Origin of the sequence: Pseudoalteromonas xiamenensis (assembly GCF_017638925.1) — a bacterium.
In the GTDB taxonomy this organism is placed as follows: Bacteria; Pseudomonadota; Gammaproteobacteria; order Enterobacterales; family Alteromonadaceae; genus Pseudoalteromonas; species Pseudoalteromonas xiamenensis.
On record NZ_CP072133.1, the window covers coordinates 494,276 to 515,902 of the forward strand.

The 21,627-nt window shown below is 42.6% G+C and carries 13 protein-coding genes, 4 pseudogenes and 1 riboswitch; of the genes and pseudogenes, 10 read left to right on the forward strand and 7 right to left on the reverse strand.

Going from position 1 to position 21,627, the window contains the following annotated elements; translation table 11 throughout:
* Nucleotides 1-12: 12 nt before the first annotated feature.
* Both grpE and J5O05_RS02500 read right to left on the reverse strand, forming a co-directional pair.
* Complete coding sequence (gene grpE, locus J5O05_RS02495; RefSeq protein ID WP_208843464.1) at nt 13-600, reverse strand: nucleotide exchange factor GrpE; 588 nt, start codon at nt 598-600, stop codon at nt 13-15.
* Entirely contained in the window at nt 593-1,600 is a 1,008-nt protein-coding gene (locus J5O05_RS02500) for an HrcA family transcriptional regulator (RefSeq protein WP_208843465.1), read from the reverse strand. The genes grpE and J5O05_RS02500 overlap by 8 nt, the downstream gene beginning before the upstream one ends.
* Before the next feature lie 88 nt (nt 1,601-1,688).
* On the opposite strand from J5O05_RS02500, the gene nadK reads away from it, so the two are divergent.
* The 3 genes and pseudogenes from nadK to recN all read left to right on the forward strand — a co-directional run bounded on the left by nadK (nt 1,689) and on the right by recN (nt 5,019).
* Nucleotides 1,689-2,573, forward strand: a complete 885-nt coding sequence (gene nadK / locus J5O05_RS02505; RefSeq protein ID WP_208843466.1) for an NAD(+) kinase — start codon at nt 1,689-1,691, stop codon at nt 2,571-2,573.
* Nucleotides 2,574-2,646: 73 nt separating this feature from the next.
* Nucleotides 2,647-3,234 (forward strand): hypothetical protein, encoded by a 588-nt coding sequence (locus tag J5O05_RS02510; RefSeq protein WP_208843467.1) that lies wholly within the window; start codon nt 2,647-2,649, stop codon nt 3,232-3,234.
* 113 nt (nt 3,235-3,347) lie between these two features.
* Nucleotides 3,348-5,019: pseudogene (recN, locus tag J5O05_RS02515) on the forward strand (DNA repair protein RecN).
* 197 nt (nt 5,020-5,216) lie between these two features.
* On the opposite strand, the gene J5O05_RS02520 reads toward recN, so the two are convergent.
* Entirely contained in the window at nt 5,217-5,717 is a 501-nt protein-coding gene (locus J5O05_RS02520; RefSeq protein WP_208844450.1) for a TIGR00645 family protein, read from the reverse strand.
* Between the two features lie 166 nt (nt 5,718-5,883).
* On the opposite strand from J5O05_RS02520, the gene J5O05_RS02525 reads away from it, so the two are divergent.
* Entirely contained in the window at nt 5,884-6,129 is a 246-nt protein-coding gene (locus J5O05_RS02525; protein ID WP_208843468.1) for a hypothetical protein, read from the forward strand.
* A 135-nt stretch (nt 6,130-6,264) separates the two neighbouring features.
* Here the strand turns inward: J5O05_RS02525 and J5O05_RS02530 are convergent, their stop codons facing one another.
* From J5O05_RS02530 to nhaD, 3 genes and pseudogenes are all read right to left on the reverse strand, one after another.
* Entirely contained in the window at nt 6,265-7,587 is a 1,323-nt protein-coding gene (locus tag J5O05_RS02530; protein WP_208843469.1) for a sodium-dependent transporter, read from the reverse strand.
* 319 nt (nt 7,588-7,906) lie between these two features.
* Nucleotides 7,907-9,254, reverse strand: a pseudogene (gene lysC, locus J5O05_RS02535) (lysine-sensitive aspartokinase 3).
* A gap of 99 nt (nt 9,255-9,353) precedes the next feature.
* A riboswitch (Lysine riboswitch) is annotated at nt 9,354-9,529 on the reverse strand.
* 81 nt (nt 9,530-9,610) lie between these two features.
* A complete protein-coding gene (nhaD, locus tag J5O05_RS02540; protein ID WP_208843470.1) occupies nt 9,611-10,858 on the reverse strand; it encodes a sodium:proton antiporter NhaD in 1,248 nt (415 codons plus the stop codon).
* A 159-nt stretch (nt 10,859-11,017) separates the two neighbouring features.
* Here nhaD and J5O05_RS02545 point away from each other — a divergent pair.
* From J5O05_RS02545 to J5O05_RS02570, 6 genes and pseudogenes are all read left to right on the forward strand, one after another.
* Nucleotides 11,018-12,263 (forward strand): annotated as a pseudogene (locus tag J5O05_RS02545) (hypothetical protein).
* 5 nt (nt 12,264-12,268) lie between these two features.
* On the forward strand, nt 12,269-12,826 hold the full coding sequence (locus tag J5O05_RS02550) for a condensin complex protein MksE (RefSeq protein ID WP_208843471.1): 558 nt from the start codon (nt 12,269-12,271) through the stop codon (nt 12,824-12,826).
* A pseudogene (locus tag J5O05_RS02555) lies at nt 12,823-15,605 on the forward strand (ATPase). The gene J5O05_RS02550 and the pseudogene J5O05_RS02555 overlap by 4 nt, the downstream one beginning before the upstream one ends.
* Before the next feature lie 68 nt (nt 15,606-15,673).
* Nucleotides 15,674-16,222, forward strand: coding sequence for a DUF4136 domain-containing protein (locus J5O05_RS02560; protein WP_208843472.1), 549 nt, complete (start codon nt 15,674-15,676; stop codon nt 16,220-16,222).
* 205 nt (nt 16,223-16,427) lie between these two features.
* Nucleotides 16,428-17,597: an efflux RND transporter periplasmic adaptor subunit gene (locus tag J5O05_RS02565; RefSeq protein WP_208843473.1), complete on the forward strand. Its 1,170-nt coding sequence runs from the start codon at nt 16,428-16,430 to the stop codon at nt 17,595-17,597.
* A gap of 3 nt (nt 17,598-17,600) precedes the next feature.
* Nucleotides 17,601-20,759 (forward strand): efflux RND transporter permease subunit, encoded by a 3,159-nt coding sequence (locus J5O05_RS02570; protein WP_208843474.1) that lies wholly within the window; start codon nt 17,601-17,603, stop codon nt 20,757-20,759.
* A 76-nt stretch (nt 20,760-20,835) separates the two neighbouring features.
* On the opposite strand, the gene J5O05_RS02575 is transcribed toward J5O05_RS02570, so the two are convergent.
* Nucleotides 20,836-21,615 (reverse strand): nucleoside-binding protein, encoded by a 780-nt coding sequence (locus J5O05_RS02575; RefSeq protein WP_208843475.1) that lies wholly within the window; start codon nt 21,613-21,615, stop codon nt 20,836-20,838.
* Nucleotides 21,616-21,627 lie beyond the last annotated feature (12 nt).

Sequence of the window (21,627 nt, forward strand, 5' to 3'; positions counted from 1 at the left end):
GCGTTACGTTAATTACTCAGCCGCTTTCGATACCATAACCATCGCAGGGCGCAGTAAACGACCGTTCAACGTGTAACCTTTTTGCATTACCGCAAGCACAGTGTTTGGCGTTACATCATTGCTAGGCTGCATTGCCATCGCCTGATGTAGTTCCGGATTAAACACTTCGCCTTGAGGGTTAACAAGTTCAACGCCAAATTTAGCAACCGCGTCAGTGAAACTTTTCAGCGTCATTTCGATACCTTCAAGCACAGGCTTTAATGTGTCATTTTCTTTATCTGAAAATTCAATAGCGCGCTCTAAATTATCAAGCACCGGTAACAGTTCATTTGCAAACTTCTCGAGTGCAAACTTTTGTGCTTTTTCAACATCCTGTGCAGCACGACGACGCATGTTTTCAACGTCTGCCGCAGCACGAAGAACGCTGTCTTGTTGATCTTTAATTGTTTGCTTCGCTGCTTCTAACTCAGCATACAAACCAGCAATTTCTTCTTCTGGGCTTAGCTCAACCTGTTCTGTTTGTGGCTCTTGACCTTCAGTTGATTCTAAAACTTCTTCTACAACATCTTTTTGCTGTTCTGTATTTGTCTGTTCAGACATGGGAAACTTCTCCAATTCTAACAATTGCCGTAATTATGGGGATGGATTTTCGGGTTTCAACCCCTATTTCACCAATTGCACTAAATTCCGTAATTAAAGATTCAATTGCCGTTATTCTCGGCGCAATAATACAAAAGCGGCTTTGGTATTCTAAATTCGCAAAATACGGGACGCTAAGCACAATACAGTCTTTAAATTCGCTATAAGGTAAATCATGCGGAAGAAGCACAGAGACACCATTCTTAAAGGCTAATCTGTCTTCAATCCAATGCAATAGATTCACCCCAATTTGTAATTCCTTGGTCAGCTCTAATTGGTTGTAGAGATGACGTTCACCCACGACGATACTGTTATCGCTTCCTAATTGCTGAGCAAGTACACGAGTCCACTGCGCCAGTAAGACCTTACATTGAGCTGGAGCAGTGTTCGCCATTGCTCGCATTCGATGCAAACCTTCCATGAGGCTTTGCTGGCTAAATACCGTGTTTAACCACGTTGCAAACTGATAGCGTAGTTGATCGGAGTTTTGCTCGGGTTTATTAATACAAATGTTATTTGATTGACCCGAACGGTCAATTAGTAGGACCAACCACGTGTCTGCATCAAAATCTAAGATCTCAACGCGAAAGACCGTTTGACTGCTCACTTGGGGTAATCCCACGCAACAGCATACTTTATATTTTTGCGACAAAGTATGCGCGAATTCAACGAGCTGAGACTGCTCAGGTTGCCAATATTGACCTAGTTCACCTAAATCAAAAAACTGCTCAAACCAGAACTTAAAACCATCTTCTGTAGGGACTCGTCCAGCGGACGTATGAGGGGAATACAACAGCCCCGCCTTTTCAAGACGCGCCATTGCATTTCGAACGGTTGCTGAGCAAACAGCCATGCCTGTCTGTTTCACCAATTTTGATGAAGCTACGGGTACGCCATGGCCATCACAGTAGAGGCTCATGACTGCCGAAAAGACAAGCTGATCACGTGGACTAATATTCATATTCTAGTTATTTGGGCACGTTTTTAATTTTCAAGAGACACCAATTTCGGTTACGCTTACAACAATCACATTAGGATTATGGAACATCATGACATCCCCTTTCAAAACGATAGGACTTATCGGTAAACCAAACCATGATGGTGCGGCGATGACATTACACCGCCTTTATACCTTTTTGCAAGCATTAGGGTTTGAGGTTTTAGTCGAAGAACGTGTCGGACAGCAAATAGATTACATCGACAACAATTGTCTGCGGGGACTCGTTGAGCTTGGCGAACAAGCTGACCTAGCCATCGTTGTTGGTGGCGATGGCAATATGCTCGGTGCGGCTCGCGTTCTTTCACGTTTTGATGTGGCGGTCATCGGTGTAAACCGGGGTAACCTTGGTTTTTTAACCGATTTGAATCCTGATGGCTTTGAAGCAAGCCTCGAGCAAGTATTAAGAGGCGAATACATTGAAGAATCACGTTTTTTATTAGAAGTAGAAGTCTACCGACACGCAGAACTTAAAAGTGCAAACGCAGCCGTGAATGAAGCCGTGCTACATGCAGATAAAGTCGCTCACATGATTGAATTTGAAGCATTCATTGACGATGACTTTGTCTTTTCCCAACGTTCTGACGGCCTCATTGTCTGCACACCGACCGGCTCTACCGCTTATTCGCTTTCTGGTGGAGGGCCAATTTTGACCCCAGAGTTGAATGCGATGGCCATGGTACCAATGTTTCCACACACGTTATCAAGCCGTCCTCTGGTCGTTGACGCGGATAAATCCATTCGACTGAAATTAAGTTTAGAAAACTCGGCAAGTTTGCAAGTTAGTTGCGACAGCCACGTCGTCCTTGCACTCCTACCTGGTGACGAGGTTGTAGTACGAAAAGCAGACAGAAAGTTACGACTTATTCACCCAAAATCATATTCTTATTACAATGTGTTACGACAAAAGTTGAATTGGGGCAGTCGTCTCTTTTAATCTGTTGCGAGCCATTCGCTTTTAGCGCAAAATAGCTTGTAATTTTTGTAGTATTTATAGGTACTTCTGCCGTATGACCATGCTTGTGCTTGTGACGCTCATTTTGCTCATTGTGCTATTGGCCGTTTACGTTGTAATAGAAAACAATCGTCGCAAAGCCCGCGAGGCCGAAAAAAGAGCATATAACGAACGCGTGAAAGAAATTAACGCGCATTTTAAGTCAAAGCTCGCTGAATTTGTTGAAGCTAAAATCGTTCGCCCTAAATATGTGCCTAAATTGCAATCTATTACGAACAACTTCTTCGTCGTTCAACATCACACTGAAGAAAATTTGCATCAGCTTGAACGTGTAGCAGACCTTTTTGTTAACACCGTCGTACGTGAGATGCAAAAGTGCTTTGTGACAAAAAACATGGATGCATTAGCGACACAAATGCAATATTTTGTTGCTGAGCTACCTAGTTCAGGTATTGCCTATAACAAAGCCTTTTACCATGAAATCTTGCCCGCCCTGATTGTGCTGTTACAAACACCAGATCAACCAGAGGAGCTCACTGAAGAAGAGTCAGATTTAGAAGACACGCAAGTACCAGACAAGCAAGACGACGAACCCGAGTTCATCGCACCAAAAACCAAAGCGCAAGAACTTTCAAATTACTAAAAGGTCCAATCGGACCTTTTTCTTTATCTGAGTTTATCCTTCATTCAAAATTCATTTGCTAATTTCATTTTTACTGTATAAATTATCAGTATGTAACTGGATGGATAAACAGTATGTTGATGAGTCTTGAAATTAGTAACTATGCAATCGTCAGTGACCTTGTGATCGACTGGAACAAAGGCATGACATCAATTACAGGCGAAACCGGTGCAGGTAAATCCATTGCCATTGATGCACTTTCTTTGTGTCTTGGCGAACGAGCAGACGCCCATTCTATTCGACCTGGATGTGACAAAGCGGAAATAGCAGCTTGTTTCGATGTGTCGTTACTTCCGCGTGCACAAAACTATTTAAAAGAACATCTTCTGGAAAGTGACGACGAGGAATGTATCTTACGTCGTGTGATCAGTAAAAATGGCCGTAGCAAAAACTACATCAATGGCGCATCCGTTACAGCCGCACAACTTAAAGAGCTTGGCCAATTACTGGTTGCAATTCACGGACAACATGCACATCAATTATTGCTAAAGAATGATCATCAATTAGAGTTACTCGATGCTTACGCTGGACACGAACAACTGATGAAAGCGGTCAAGCATCAATATCAACAAGTTCAGTCTATCACCAAAGAAATCGCCATTTTACAAGAAGAACAAGCCCAACTTTCGGCTCAAAAACAGTTGCTAGAATACCAAGTGGCGGAACTTGATGAGTTTGCACTTGGTGAAAATGAATTTGAAGAAATTGAAAATGAGCATAGTAAATTAAGCCACAGCCAAACAATCCAAGAAAGTTGCCAGCGTGAATTACAGGCCCTGTACGAATCTGACGACCTTACTGTACTTGGCCTTTTACAGCATGCAACGAGTCAGTTCTATGAACTTTCATCCTATGACCCGTCGTTAGAAGCCATCGCTTCTATGTTACAAGATGCGTCCGTTCAAGTTGAAGAAGCAAGTCGAGAAATTAGACGTTATAGTAATAATCTAGATCAAGACCCAGAACGGTTAGAAGAGCCTCGACTCTCGATTAGCCAAAGCAATGGATTTAGCTCGAAAGCATCAGGTTCGCCCAGAAGCACTTTATGATCTTCATAGCACGTTAGCAAATCAACTAAATGGTTTAACTGCAAACTCAGAACGCCTTCAAGTACTCGAAATTGAATTGCAAAAAGCGAAAGAGATTTACTTTGATGAAGCCGATGCATTAAGCGCAAGCCGCAAAACAGCCTCAGAAGCCTTAAATAGTTTAATCACCCAAAGCATGGCTGGACTATCAATGGCAAACGGCAAATTTGCAATTGCACTAGGCCGAAAGGTCAACAACAAGCCAAGCGCGAATGGAATGGACGAAATCGAATTTTTGGTTTGTACGAATCCGGGGCAACCTATGCAAGCGCTCGCCAAAGTCGCATCGGGCGGTGAACTATCTCGGATTAGTTTAGCTATTCAGGTTATTATCGCGCAGAAAGTGACGACACCCACGTTGATTTTTGATGAAGTAGACGTTGGTATTTCTGGCCCAACAGCTGCTGCAGTAGGAAAGTTACTACGACAGCTAGGTACGTCCACCCAAGTTATCTGCGTGACGCATCTACCTCAAGTCGCAAGTTGCGGACACAATCAATTTTATGTTTCTAAACAAAGCGATGGTACGACTACGCATACCTCTATGCAAATTTTGGATGAGCATGGTCGTGTTAATGAAATCGCACGATTGCTTGGTGGGGATGTAATAAGTGAAACAACCAAGGCCAGTGCAAAAGAGTTACTATCATTTCACTAATCCTAGCGTCCAGAATCATACTTGATTGTGTGCGAGGTTAAGCCCTCGCATGCAATTAAATCAATAGTAGGAATAAGATACAACGTCCACGTCACCTATCTTTAATTTAATGATTAAAGGCGTTATTTTTCAGTTGTAGAGGCTAAATCTACTGTTAGAAGCCTTTCCTAAAGTAGTTTGAAATTAGAAGAATCTGTTTAGTGACTTTTCGTTTTGCTATTTATGTAATCCGTAATAGAAAACAACACTCCGGAAATTACAAAAGTAAGATGTATTCCTACTTTCCAACCTAACTGAGTATTAGTCAACTCTTGCGAGCTAATAAATACTTTCAGTAGCTCTACCGCCGAAATCGCCACTATCGCACTGATTAACTTAATTTTTAATCCAGAAAAACCGACTTTGCCCATCCATGCAGGACGGTCTTTATGATCATCAATGTCCAGCTTTGAAACGAAGTTCTCGTAACCACTGAAAATGATAATTAACAATAGGCCAGCTAGTAACGCAGTATCAACTAACGTGAGTATTCCTACGAGTAAATGATTTCCACTGTCTGAAAAAGCGGAAAGTGTCATTGTGTACAGTTGTTTAAAAAATTTTATAAGTAATAAAACTACGGCAAACATCAAACCTAGAAAGAATGGCGCCAGTAACCAACGCCCCTTAAACAAAGTTCTTTCAAGTAGTTGTTCCAGATTTTGTGCTGTATTTTTCTCAGAGTCTCATGACGGTTCAAATCAGAAATGTTTATGTTGGGTATGATAATAGAATTCTCTCCTGACGAAAAAATTAATTCGTTATCTTAATCATTATTTTTGAGCTAAAAATAGCGCGTCTAATTAATCACTAGGATACAAAGACATGACTAAATTATTTCGCATTGCTGGTGTTTTCGCGTTAGTGTTCACAGGCAATGTATTCGCAGCGGATGATGCAAAGGAGCAAGCCCCTGCTGAAATGGTTGCTGAACTTACGCAAATGTGTACAGATTGGGCGAAAGACGACAACGTAGAAGCTGGCGCACTGAAAAAGTATGTATTGGATTGCGTAAATGAAGAATTACTAAGTAATGGCTACCAAGCGGTTACAGATGTAGAAATCAAGTAATTACAATCAGAAATAATTAAAAGGCCCTAATGGGCCTTTTTTGTTTCGAGTGTAAGCGAGTGTTCAGAGCTAAACTTGTGAGGAATGCAATTTCCGACAATGGACGCGCTTCCTATTCAACTCGTTAAAAACGATTTATCTCAATGCGACGTTTACAAATACCGCCGTCATCAACACTGGGCACACGTACTTCACATACAAAGCAAAGTAGTAGATGTTTCCATGGCATTCGAGTGCTAGCTGATTGCCTCGTCTCCACACCCAGCCTACTGTAATAAAGTAGAATAGCCCCATAAGTGGTAACTGGTACTGTGTAAACACGGTGATCACAAGTCCAAACAACCAATCAAAATTTAAAATAATGATGATTGAAGCGAGTAACACAGTTGCTGAAACAGCCCAAGTCGCGGCTCTACGCGTTACGCCATGGTTTTCAACCAAAAACGAAACCGGAATTTCCGTGGAGGAAATCGTTGAAGTGACTGATGCAATGGACATTAAAACAAAAAAGCACAGAGCGACGAAAACACCAACTTCACCCATGGTATTAAACAACTCGGGAAGCACAGCGAAAATTAAACGCCCTTCTCCGATTAATTTGCCATCTTGAAATACCTGAACACCGTGCTGCTGGGCTACAAAAATAGCGGGAATAATAAGCAAACCGGCTAAAAATGCCACCGCAGTATCAAGCATAGCAACACTTAATGTTAGCTTAGGTAAATTTTCATTTGGCTTTAAATAAGAGCCATAAATCATCATGCAACCAACGCCCAGCGACAGCGAGAAGAAAGCCTGCCCCATCGCCGCGATGATAAGATCTGGGTCCGTTACTTTGCTAAAATCGGGCTTAAGGTAAGTTTCAAAACCTTCTTTTGCTCCGGGTAACGTCGCGATATATGCAATGAGCGCGATCAGTAAGACAAGTAACATCGGCATTAATCGACGCGACCACTTTTCAATACCTGACTTAACCCCTTTAAATATAATGCTTGCCGTCAACAACACCATCAAGGGCGTAAACACAAAATTTCGTGCCATGCTGTCTTCAGTTAAAAACCGACTTACATCACTCAATCCAAGAAACGTAGTGACAGGTTCAAGCGCATGGGACAACATCCAGCCAGCCACAATACTGTAAAAGCTGAGCATAACGATTGCGCCAAACAGGCCTATATACCCTGCTAGTGCGCCGACTTTGGGTTGTTTTTCACTCCATGCGAGGCTTAGTGCTTTAACTGGGTTAGATTGGGCTTGGTGTCCGATATACAGCTCGGTGTACAACGCAGGCAATGCCAACAAAAACACGACGATAAAGTACACGAGTAAAAACGCACCACCACCATGGTTAGCAGCTTGAGTGGGGAATCCCCAAATGTTACCAAGCCCTACGGCTGCACCAGCTGCTGCTAATACGAAACCGAGTCGACTTTGAAATCCATCGCGCAAAGAGGCCATACTACATTCAGTTTTGTTATTGTTTTGGGCGTTCGATTATACTGAGTTAGCACTAAAAAGCGACTTTTTAGGCCGAGTATTTTAAGGAAATGAATGTCTAAAACTGGTTAAGTTATGCATCGTTTAGCTAAACAAAACAAATGCTTCATTGAAATTAAAACCCTAATGCGCAAAACCCTATTAACTACGCTAGCTGAGTCTCGCCATAAAAGGTTGAATTTATTTATGATTTAATTCACGAATGGTGTGAGTTCAACGTTATTTGACTCGAAGCGAGCTGCAAAAATTGATGCACAACTCGCTTCTTATCTTTGTGCTATTAAGCCACTTCGAGCAAATGTTCGTGGATAGCTTGAACAACAGAATCGGATTGATTTTGCTCGACTAAGAAACATAAGTTATGTTTGCTTGCGCCATGGCAGATTAAACGAATGTTGAAGTCAGACAATACACGCATGAGGTTACTATCATCGTGTCGAAGTTGAATTTCAGAACCAATCAGCGCCACAAGTGTTAGGTTGTTTTCAACCGTTACATGGCAAAACTGAGAAAGTTCATCCAAACAAGCTTGCTCAAGTTCAGGACGGCTTGCATTTGGGGCATTATCAAGAGTTAACGCCACACTAATTTCAGATGTAGTGACCAAATCAACTGAAATATTGTAACTACTTAAGATGCCAAAAACGCGTGCTAAAAAACCGCTCGCCAGCAACATTTCTGAGCATCTTCAGCGTCAGTAACAGCTGATTTTTACGTTGTGTTACAGCACGGATACCAGGCTCGTTACGTTTTTCTTTTTCAATCCACGTTCCACCAGCATGTGGCTCTCGACTCGAGCCAACAAACACGGAAATACCAGCTCGGCTTGCTGGCAGAATGGTCGCAGGATGCAGCACTTTCGCACCAAACGTTGCCATTTCCGCCGCTTCGTCAAAGCTTAAACGAGCGATTGGCGTTGCTTTGGCACACAAACGAGGATCGGTAGAAAAGATGCCCACAACGTCAGTCCAAATGTGAACACTCACCGCACTAATCGCTTCAGCAAGTAGAGCCGCGCTGTAATCTGAACCGCCACGTCCAAGCGTGGTTGTTTGTCCAAAACTATCTGAACCAATAAAGCCTTGAGTTACAACAACGTGCTCCTCCAGGATAGGCAATAGCAACTCGGTTGCGGCTTCACGTGTCGCAAGTATGTCAGGCACAGCTTTACCGAAACTTGAGTTGGTTTTAAGTACCTTTCGAACGTCAAAACGCTCCGCTTTTACACCAAGTTGGCGAAGTACCTGAGTAAATAAAAATGAAGATAGACGCTCACCAAAACTTAGCATCTCATCGCACTGTTGTTTGCTCAACGCATGCATAGCAGCAAGTTGTTTAAATTCATTGAGAGTTTGCTCAAACCCTTGTGCTAGATCCGCATCTAAACTCAGTTTTGCTAGAATGTTGTCTTGAATTGCGATGACCGCATCAACCCACTGCTGACGGTCAGATTCACTATGACCTGCCTGAGTTAGGTTCACTAAATGATTTGTAACGCCAGCGCTTGCGCTCACGGCAACAACACGTACGTTGTTATCATCATGGATAATTTGCGCGCAGCGTAACATTGCATCAAAATCGGCAACACTTGTACCGCCAAATTTGGCAACTACAATATTAGAATTCATGGTCTCTCCTTTAGACTACGCCATATATTTTGAGGCTTTAGTCATAAAATACAAGGAGAACTTGGCAAGAAGGTGACTCGTCGAAGGAAGAAATTAACCATTGCCAGAAGCTCTCCACCAGTGAGTTGGTGACAGTCCTGAGGATTCAGCCCCAAAGACCGAGAAAAGACCACGACGAATTAGCCTTTACTCTCGGCAATGCTCTCCCTCATTAGTGTTCGTAGAGTATCGTCCTCTCCCACTAACTACCTAGGCATTGCACCTCTTCTGTGTTTAACACCTAACGTGCTAAACGTGCTCCACCGCTGTGGAGCGAGTGAAAATTATCGTTTAGCCGTCTAGGTGTCAAGTTATTTTTAAATAAATTGACCTGCAAAAAACGCACCTGTATAGCCAATCGTGTAGGCAATCAACAGATAGCCAGACATACGCAAATAGCTCATAAAGGTTAAGTCTTTCACTTTACTCATTGCAATAATACCCGCTGCAGAACCAATGATAAGCATTGACCCACCTACCCCTGTCGCGTAGGTGAAGGCTAACCAGTTTTGCTCGGTCATTGCGATGTCTGCTTTAAGCAACGCCGCGGTCAACGGAACGTTGTCAATGGTTGCAGAGAGTAAACCCATTAGGTAATTCGCATATTCAGGAGGCATAAGCTCGTATAAATGCGTAAACATGTGTAAAACACCGACTTCTTTGAGCGCACCAACGAGTAACAATACACCAACGAAAAACAGCAACGTGTCGTATTCAATTTCACGAATGTAATCAATGATTTTCTTGTTTACGTCTTTCTTGCGCATTAAGAATTGCGCCACTAAGAACATAAGAGACAAACCAAACAAGAAAGTAAGTAATGGCGGTACGTGGTACAAAACACTCAATACAAGCGTCGCCAAGATAGTCGAAAAGAAAATAACCGCGATGGTAATGTCCGTTTTTTCAATTCGGCGTAAATCTGATTTTTCAAACACTACTGGTTCTTTCATGCCAATAGAAAGCATGGTTGCTAAGACTAAAACAGCAAATAACGACGGTAGTACCAATAACAGTAGATCCGGAATAGTCACCTTATCTGCTAAGAAAATCATTAGGGTTGTTACGTCACCTGTAATCAACGATACCCCTCCTGAATTCACCGCAAATACAATCAATGTGGCATACTTGATGAGCTTTTTGGGGTCGAGTTTCAGCGACATGATTACCGCAAGTGAAATCAAGGTCGCTGTAATGTTGTCTGAAATAGATGAAAACAAGAATGCAGCCGCCCCCACCACAAACATCAAACGACGTTCACTAATTTGTGCTGGCATCACTCGATGAACAATATTTTGGATAAACCCTTTGGAGTTTAGATAGGCAACAAAAGTCATCGCGGCCATCAAAAACAACCATAAAGTGGCTATCTCAAGAATGTTGTGATCTAACTGTTCTTGTACAATTTCTGGGCTTTCGCCATGAAAAGGGAAAATAAAAGCGATAATCCAACACAAAGTACCAAAAAAAAGGGTTGTTTTGGCCTTGTTTACGTGGATGATATCCTCTATAACGATCAGCAAAAATGCGATTGCGACTAGGGTTAAGATTATGGGCGTGACCATAGTTCGTAAACAACCTGTATAATAAAGTAAAAAATTTGAGGGGTAACGTAATTCGCCGCGCAGTCTAGCATTTAGTGACAAGCGATGTCATGTACCTATGACTTATTTGTCAGTTTTTTTACACTCTCGCAAAAGAATTAAATTGCCTACTGGAAAACCATGATCCCAGCTAAAAAAGATATTAAATACTATAAACGAACATTGGTCGACGCTAGAGCTACTTTTTAAACGCTTTAAGTACACAGACTTTAGTCTAAAAGATGTACAAAACGTATTAAAACAAAAGAACCCAAACTGGCAAAGTGAACGATTATTTAAAGAAGCAAATCGACTGCTAAATCAAGAGATTGTTATTCCGCTTGCCAAGTCTTCACAACTTGAGCTCAATCGCGCTATTGCGGATTTCATGGGTTATTTGTTGCAAGAAGAAAGTTTAGGGCTTGCAGAAGAAATTACCGTTTTAGTAAAAGATTTGGAGCGTTTGGGATTCCGACTCGCCGATGCAGGTCAAGTTGGCGACCATGGCGAACTTCGTCGCTTTAGTCGCATTATGGACGAACGCGTTCGGAAAATAGTCAAGCTGTATCAACACAATGAAAATGCAATCATGAACATTGTTGAACAAGCAAAAGCAGACCAATCCAATGTATCTTTAAAAAAGCGTTACCAAGCTGTGCTTGAAGCGTTTGATGAGTACATCGAACCAATGCTCGAAATGGTCGATATTCACGGTGAATTTCAACGTTGTTTTAGTCTCATAGAACATCAAATCAGTGAGCAAATCATCACGCTTGATCAAGTTGGACGAGGCCCCGAAGATAAACGAATGCTTGAACAACTGCGCACACGTATCCTCGATATGCATTTAATCGGGCGTGAAAGTTTACGTCAAAGTGCTGACATGTTACTTCCGCTTCGCGAAGAGTTACGCCGAAATACCTTAATCACTCGTCAAGCCTCTAAAGTTCTTTCACTGGTTCGAAAGCGCGGTGTGGACTTTGTATTGACCGCGACACAACCCAATTTTGTAAGTGATGTTCAGCGTTTTTCGCTTGGTCAACAACGTCACATTGTTTCTTATATGGCTGGGCTTTCGGAGTTCGAGGATGAAGCCTATCAACTGCCGGATGAATTGGACGTGCCTGCATATGTGAGTCCAAATATCCCAGATTACTCGGATGTGAGAAAAGCGTTACGTAGTTTTAGCGGCAAGAAAACACAACTTCTTGGTTTTTTGAGTCGCTGCTACCCTGATTTGGAAGCTGACGAAATGTTATTCCTCTATCAAAAAATTATCAGTGATTCTGAGTTTGCGCTATCTCAAGAAGACCAAAAACATACAATCGCGATTGGCGAACATCAATTTGCACTCTATCCATTCAGTGCGAACGCAAAAGAAGATTAATAGTTATGACAACAATCAACCTATCTGAGCTTACTGAATTACAAGCCATCTACAAGAAATTGGCGGGTGGCTACCACATTAGTGAGCAAGACACGACTCTTTGGCAGCAATTGGATCAACAATTTGATTCCTATGAAGCACTCTTTTTTGGCTTAGGCCAAGAAATTAAACGTGATAGCCGTGGATTCTTTTACTTTGCAGCTGACGAAAGCACGCCTAACATGGGTAAAACATCTCGCAGCTTCGCGCTCACCTTATTTGTGTTAATCGAGCATTTTGCAAACCAAGGTAAAGATCCCCTAAGAGCATTGTTTGACGAAACCATCGATTTGGAATTGATGCAAACCATCGTACAACTCAATAAGCATTTGTTTGACCAGCTCGAGTTATTTTCTGGCTCAGAATTGAGAAAAGACGTATACGGACGAATGGTGCGTTTTGGTTTAGCACGAGAAGTAGAAAACGGATATCAACATTTGGCGCCAGTTTACCGTTACATCGATGCGCTGATGGAAGTAAATGACAATCAATATGAAGATGTAGAGGAAGAAGAATCACTATGAGCATGATGTATGGACTCAATAAACTCGCTCTGCTTAACACTGCAGGTTATGCGAAATGCGTGATCCCTCTCGACAAAAGCAGCTCAATTTGTGCTCCCAATAATACCGGCAAAAGTTCCGTGATTAATGCTTTGCAGTTTCCGCTCATTAATGACCTTCGACTAACTGAATGGGATGGTCATGATTTAGAAGAAACTCGTAAGTTCTATTTTTCAACCGATCAATCCTACATACTTCTTGAAGCGCAATTACCACATGGCGACGTTGTTATCGGCGTTGCAGGTCTTGGGAAAGTTGCAGGCTATGCGCACCAATTTTTCTGCTATAACGGCAAACTTGATTTGGCGGACTACACAGAAGATAAAACCATAGTTAAATACACCAAACTGTTTAACCACCTAGAAAGTAAAGGTTTTAAGCCAGTAGAGCTAAAAGCGCAAGAGCCTCAATGCCCTACTCACTGGCGCTGCGACACAATTTGATGGTGAATTGAATCTCAAGATGATCCCGCTAAATAACGTTCAAGACGCAGGAGTCTACAAAGAGATTTTCAGACGTATCCTAAATCTACACAAGCTAGGTGCTCAAGACGTTAAACGCTTTATGTTGCGTGTATTTGAACGTCATATGTCCAACTCTAAAGTCGATTTCTACGACGTTTGGCGCCGCGCATTTGATAAAGTAAATCAAGCTCGTCGAGAATTAAATGCGCTTGAAACGATGAGTGAAGCCATCGCTTCTCTTGAAACGATGATTGACACGGAAGCTGACCTCAAAGGTAAACTTGCGGCATATGCCCCAAAACTCGACAAAGCCTTAGTCGAATTTGACGAGTACGTAGAACAACACTGTAACGAACTTAAATCGAAATTGGCCGAGATTGAAGAAGAGCGCCATGATTTTGAATCCAAACAACAGCTTTATTTACAACAGTCTCGAGAAATCGCACGAAAGCAAACGCAAATTGAACAATGGTTTTTGGATTTCAATGCGTTAAAGAGTGAATTCGAGTTAACGCATCACGCGACATTGAAAACTAATCTTGCTCTTTTAAAGAAAGAATATGAGAGCCTGTCGTTCTCCATCAACAGCGCTCAAGGGCAAAGCCTTCATACATTAGACTTTCGAATTTCTGAAACACAAAAGCAGATCAAGAGTCTTAAGCTGCAATTGAAAAACCTCGAGTACAACCTATTTACGCGCATGCGTGAAGACTTGTCGCTAAAAGAAGTCGAAGAGCTATCTCGCTTGTTCAACCCAGATTTGTTGTCCTTTGCGACGACCTCTCAAGGTGAGGTCGACATTTTTGACGAAGACGCATTTGGCGAGTTTCTATCGCTGCTCTCCAAATCGATTATCGGACAGGAACTGCATCTACCAGGCGCAAAGATCAAAATTAAAAAGCTTGCACCTGTACAAATGCAAAGCGGTGAAAACAAAGAGCAACTGAAAGCGCGTTTGGATGCATTACAAAATTCGTTACTTGAACTTGAAAAACAACGTGATGTTGCCGCTAACGTCGCCGAGAAGCAGCGTGAACGAGATACTTTGTACGAAGAGACTCATGGGGCTAGAAAGTGCGATGAAGCGCTTCGACCAATATGAAACTATGCTTCAGTCTTATGAAGCACAAAGCGTTCTTCAAGCACAACTGGAAGCTGAGCGCGAGCAAGTAGACAGCTATTTGCAAGACGTGCAACGTAACGCCGGATCAATTTCGGATAGACGAGCAATAATCCAAAGCAAAATCGATTTAGTCTTGCGTCAAGCAGAACGATTACGTCAGGTAAAAACAGAACGTATCGATCACACGTTGGATTTATACAGCGGCAAATCGACAAGTTACCCTGTAGAAATTAACTTGGATTTCGACAATCTGGCCGACGTACTTCACCAATTTAATCGTTGGTGTCACGAATTTAGGAGTTTAGACATTAATGTCAAAAACACCTATTTGCATATTTATAATGCGGGGATCACCAAATTCGATAATGAGCCAGACCCGCAAATTAAGTACCAACGACTTATTGCGGCATACCACAACATTGACAATGAACGTGATGCTGTTGGCAAACATGCTCGAGTAGCTTTAACTGAAGTCGCGTCGACCATCAAAGGTCTTCGAGACGACTTAGAACGTCTACGCCGCGAAATGAACGCATTCAACAAAGGTATTAGTTTACACCGTATATCTAACTTAAAAGCCTTTAAAATTAATGTGATCCCAAGAAAACTGTTGATCGATGCAATTGATACGATTATCAGTACTTCAGATTTGTACGAACAAGGTGAAAGCTTTGACCTACTCTCCAGCCAGCCACATAGCGAGCGTGAGATTAATGATGCAAAAGACCTACTCATTAAGTTTGCAAGTGAAAAAGCAGGTTTAACACTGACGGACTTATTTGATATTCGTTTTGAAGTGACAAATCGAGCGGGCGAAACCGAATTCTTTGAGAAAATCGATTCTGCAGGCTCAAATGGTACTCGTATTACAATTAAACTGTTGTGTGGCATGCTGTTTATCCGACACTTGCTATCGGATCAAGAGCAAGCCCGATACCGTATTCCTATTTACATCGATGAAGCTGCGGACATCGATCCGCAAAACCAAAAGGCCATTATTGAAACAGCATTAAGCTTTGGCTTTGTACCAATATTTGCATCTGTTAAACCACAGATAAGCTGTAACTACATCGTGCCTATTCGTGCAATCAATGGTGGAAGTCAAAACTGGGTTGACGAAAAAGACTGGATAGAAGTGGAACATTCACTGTAAATTAAGGGTCGTAATACCAATATAAGAAATGGGCATGGTTGTGCGTGCCCTTGAAAAGGAGTATGACTATGAGACACGTTTTCGCATTTTTGTTAGTCGCAATGGTAGCGGGTTGTGCCCAGACTACAGATTGGGATTACGATAAGACGGCGCAATTTGCTTTATTCAAAACCTACGCATTTGCACCAACGGCAAAATTGCCAGACTCAAGCGCCGCGTATCAAGTCAATGGTCTAATGGACAAGCGTTTACGTGATGCTATTTCCAGTGAAATGTCGAAACAGGGATTTTCACTCACCGACCCTACAAACGCAGACGTTTTAGTGAACTATCACGTCAATGTAGATAAGAAAGTCACACAAGACACTATCAACACGACTTACGCAGCGCATTGGAATTATTGGGGTTGGGGTGTTCAATCACAAACAACCACTCACGAGTATGAAGTCGGTACTGTTGTTATTGATATTGTAAACAATGGCACACAGCAGCTTGTATGGAGAGGTGTAAAAGAGGGTCGTCTCAAGAAAAAGCAGACACCTGAAGCACGTACTGAAACCGTAAATCAAACCGTAGCGGAAATTCTTGCAAACTTCCCTCCAAAGGCGAAATTATAATTCGTTCGCGCGAGATAAATGCCCTATCTCGCGCTTTTTTCCCCGAAATTTAGACATGGTGTAAATAAATTACGCATCTAGCAATGCTTTGTTACAAACTAACCTCTACTGTAAACACCTCGAAATAACATTTGGCGTATCCTTCATTCATAGACTGCAAAATCCGTTTTGCGAATCGTATTTTAATTTTTGAAGGAAGAATACCGTGGCAAGTCGTAAACAAATCCTACTACCCATTGTAGTAACCGTCGCAGGTGTTGCTATGGCTGCTGGTTTCGCTGCAATGAAAGCTCCACCACCAGAAAAAGTTGAACAGGTGATCCACCCTCTTGTTGAAGCCTCTACACTTAACTATGTGCCGATGACTTTGGATGTTGGTTCATATGGAGTTGTAAAACCGAAATACCATACTCAGCTTGTCGCACAGGTGTCTGGTCAAATCGTCGATTTGTCGGACCAATTCGTGAAAGGTGGTTTCGTAAAAGAAGGTCAAGTCCTCGCGCGTATTGACCCCAACGATTATGAAGCGGCACTGATTGAAGCTGAGGCAAGCCTTGCTCAAGCAAGTTCGGCGCTAGAAATAGAACGCGCACAAGCACAAGTTGCTCAAGCGGAATGGACTCGAATTAAAAATGATGCAAGTGAAACAATTCCATCCGAATTATATTTACGCAAACCGCAGCTCGCAGAAAAGTTAGCGAGATACAAAGCATCTCAAGCGAGTGTTAAACGTGCGAAGCGTAACCTTGAGCGAACGTATATCAAAGCGCCATACGATGCCATTGTTGAGTCACGAGACATCAGTTTAGGTTCGGTACTCAACATTGGTAATTCTCTTGGTAACTTAAACTCTACGTCCATTGCCGAAATCCGTTTACCTGTTGCAGATAAAGATCTACGTCATTTAGAAAACCTAGGGGTGGATGCAGAGGTCAAATTAAGTGCAAAAGTCGCGGATCAAACACAATCATGGACTGGCACAATTGTTAGAAGTGAAGGCGTCATCGACGAACGTAGCCGCATGAGTTACCTCGTGGCGCAAGTCGAGCAACCTTATGCGAATGTTGCCCAACCTCTTCGTTTTGGTACGTACTTAACAGCTCAAATCAAAGGCAAAGAAGTAGAAAATGCCGTTGCTGTTCCACAACACTTAGTTCGTAATGGTCAAGTAAGTATTTTAAATGAAGACCTAACACTGAGCTTTAAACCCGTGCACGTTATTCGAGAGTACAACGGTATGGCGATTATTGACGCAGGTATCGACAACGGCGCGAAACTCATCACTTCCGCGCTTGAGTATCCAAGCGAAGGCATGCAGCTGCGTACCGACAGCCTAATTGAACCAAACACGCAATTAGCATTGAAAGAGGAATAATCCATGGCTGAAGTTCAAGAAAAAGGCCTTATTGCGTGGTTTGCCAGAAATCCTGTGGCCGCAAACCTGCTGATGATCTTCATTATTGTGGGTGGTTTGTTATCCGCAATGACCATTCGCAAGCAAATGTTCCCTCAATATGAAAATAACTGGTTGAGTATTCAAGCCGTGTACCCAGGAGCCGCTCCGCAAGAAGTTGAAGAAGGTATCACGATTAAAGTTGAAGAGTCTCTCGAAGGATTAGAAGGGATTAAACGGCTAATTACCTTCTCCAACCGAGGTGTTTCTGAATCTTGGATTGAAGTCGAGGAAAAATACGACCCACAAGAAGTGCTTGATGAAGTAAAAATGCAAATCGACTCGATTTCTAGCTTCCCTGCAGGCATGGAGCGTCCTATCGTGCGTCGTGACAAGTATTCACAAGAGGTCATGATTTTGTCTTTAAGTGGAGACCTTAGTCGTCACGACCTGAAGGACCTTGGTAACAAAATTCATGACGAAATGCTGTCTCTGCCGGGTATTAACTTAGTGCAATTTTTCAGCGGCCTAAAATACGAGATTGGTATCGAAGTTAGCCCAGATAAACTACGTGAATATGGTTTAACGTTCCGCGATATTTCAAATGCCGTACGAGGTTTTTCTGCAAATATGTCTGCCGGTCAAATCCGTTCTGAGAATGGCTACATTTCAATGCGTGTTGAAAATCAGGCGTACCGAGGCGACGAATTTAGAAATTTGCCACTTTTAAACTTGCCTGATGGTGCACAAATTCGTCTTGGTGATGTCGCTATCATTCATGACGATTTTGAGGAAGGACTACAATACAGCAAGTTTAATGGTAAAAACTCGCTTGTCTATGAAGTAAATGCGTCTAAAGATCAAGATATTACAAAGGTCGCCGCGGTACTTAAACAATATCTTGAGAAGAAAGAGTCAGAACTACCAGCAACGGTAACACTCGTCCCCATCGTTGACCTTACTTACTATCTAAACGGTCGTTTAAATATGATGATCGAGAACATGATTTGGGGTGGTTTACTCGTTATGGCGATGCTAGCGCTGTTCTTACGCATTCGTCTCGCGTTTTGGGTAATGATGGGTTTGCCTGTGTCATTCTTAGGCGCATTTTTACTGATGCCAATGAATGGCCTAGATGTCACTGTAAACCTCGCTTCACTGTTCGCCTTCATCCTAGTACTCGGTATCGTCGTAGATGACGCCATAGTGGTCGGTGAATCCGTGCACTCCGAAATCGAGGAACATGGTCATTCACTCAACAATGTGGTGCGTGGGGTTAAACGCGTAGCAGTTCCTGCAACCTTTGGCGTATTAACGACAGTTGCTGCATTCTTGCCACAAACTTTTGCTACAGGCCCAGGTGCGGCTTTCTCAAAAGCGATTGGCGGTGTCATTATTCTGTGTCTGTTGTTCTCATTGATTGAATCTAAATTCATATTACCAGCTCACTTAGCTGCAATGAGCAACAAACCAAGCAACCCTAAAAATCCACTGCATCGCATGCGAGAGAAGTTTGATGGCGGCCTGCGTTACTTTGTAGAAGAGATATATCGTCCGTTCGTTGTGAAATGCGTTCACTATCGTTACACCGTTATCTTAGGCTTTTTGTCTGTGCTTATCGTGAGCGGAGGCTTGTTTGCTGGTGGTTTTATTAAGTTTGTCGCGAACCCTAAAATCCCACATGACTTTCCTCGTATCACGTTAGAAATGAACTTATCATCTTCTGAAAACGCCACGCTTGAATCCATTCAAAAAATCGAGCAGATGGTGCTAGAAGTAGATAAAAAAATAGAAGCGCAATATGGCAAAAAAATGGTTGAAAACATTTCTGTGAGCCTACGCGGTCGTACTCGCGCAAATCTCATGGCGATTTTGGTGAAACCAGACGAGCGTCCTATCGATACATTCGCACTCAGCGACATGTGGCGTGAAGCAATGCCACCACTGCCTGGCATGAAGACCTTGAATATTCAAGACAGCATCATGAATGGTGGCCGTGATGACGGCGATATTAGCTTCCGTTTAGAAGGTAAAAATCGCGATGAACTTGTTGAAGTTGCTGGTAAATTAAAAGAAAAGTTACGCACAGTGCAAGGCGTCGGTGATGTAAACGACTCAATGCAAAGTTCTACAGACGAAGTACAGCTTAACCTTAAACCATTGGCTTACAGCTTAGGCTTAACGCTTGCCGATGTTGCGTCTCAAGTTAATTTCAGTTACTACGGCCTTGAAGCTCAGCGCATTTTACGTGACGGTGAAGAAATCAAGGTAATGATCCGTTACCCACGTGAGTACCGTGACAACATCAGTGATATTAAAGATGTGCGTATTGTTACACCAACAGGTGCTGAAGTACTGCTTTCTGAAGTAGCGGAAGTTAACCTAGTTGATGGCGTAAATAGTATTCGTCGTGAAAACTCAAAACGTACCATTAATGTTTGGGCCTCTGTGGATACCAACCAAGCTGAGCCATTCGAAATTGCGAAAAACATACGTGACGAGTATCTTCCTTCACTCCTTAAAAACTACCCAAGTGTACAAAGTTCTGTCGCGGGTCGTATTCAAGAAGAAATGGACAGCGTTGCAGAACAAATTCGCGATTTAGTGTTGTCTCTACTTATAATTTTCGCGTTACTTGCAATCCCACTGCGCTCATACACGCAACCACTGCTTATCATGTCTGTTATTCCATTTGGTGTTGTTGGTGCTGTTTATGGTCACGTGCTGATGGGGATGACCATGAGTAGCCTCTCCTTCTTCGGAATCATCGCCGTCGCAGGTGTGGTCGTCAATGACTCGCTCGTGATGGTCGACTTTGTAAACCAAGCCCGTGAACGAGGCATTGCTATCAAAGACGCTGCTGTAGATGCTGGTTGTAAACGCTTTAGAGCGATTTTGCTTACTTCGTTGACAACCTTTATTGGCCTTATGCCAATCATCTGGGAGACGAGCTTACAGGCGCAAATCGTTATCCCAATGGCCGTGTCTTTAGCCTTCGGTGTATTGTTTGCAACGGTGATCACACTGGTATTGATCCCTTGCCAATACGTTGCACTTGAAGATTGCAAACGCTTAATGAGAAAACTGCGCGGTAAAGATAAAGAAGCATTACCGGTAGACGAAACGCTCCCCCAATCCAATTAAGTTGATGAAAACAAAAAGCTCACGTAACGTGAGCTTTTTTTTTGGATTAAGTTTGATATCAAACTTAGCAAGAATGTTAGAACGTCCATTCAAGGTGAAGTTGCGGAACAGATTCCGATGTATTGGTGCCGAGTTTATGACGCCAATATTGCCATTCGACACCAAGCATTAGGTTGTTCGGTTGATTCCCGAGTGCATAGCCTAAATCCCAAACCAGAATTGGCTGTGCCAAAATCCAGCTTTTAACTTCACCACCGAGTTCATTGCGTCTACCATCAATAAACTCCATATGGCCCGTAAAGTGGAAACGTTGCTCCCCGATAGTAAATGGGTAACCCCAAGCCATATCAAACATCCAGCTATCCGTTTCCATCGGTGCGCCCTGTTTTGCAACACCCGAGCTGTCATCGATGTAACTTGTAAAACTTGTCGTCAGGAAATTAAATCCTGGTACATCCCAATGGAGTTTAATACCTGGAAGGTACTTCATTACTTTCGCGTCCCCTGCAACGTTCACGCCGGCGACCAAACTCACATCGCGAATAGCGCCAAAACTAAACTCCTTGCCAGTAATTTTACCTAAGCTAAATGAACTGTACCATTCACCGTAGTAATCACCATCCTGATACCCGTCGTCTCTATCATCTTTGGTAAAGTCAATAAAGAAAAAGTTATCGCCGTACTTATAGCCTGAAGCATGCTGTAATGAATAAATGGTTGCGTTTGCTTTTTGCTGGCTAAACGGATTTTTAAATTCACCATGATTCAAGTGAAGCTGAGTGGTACTCCAATCGGCTGCAAAACCCGCTTGGCTCGCAACGAGAAGCGAGAGAGAGATTACGGAATGAGTTTTCATGAGCGCTTATAC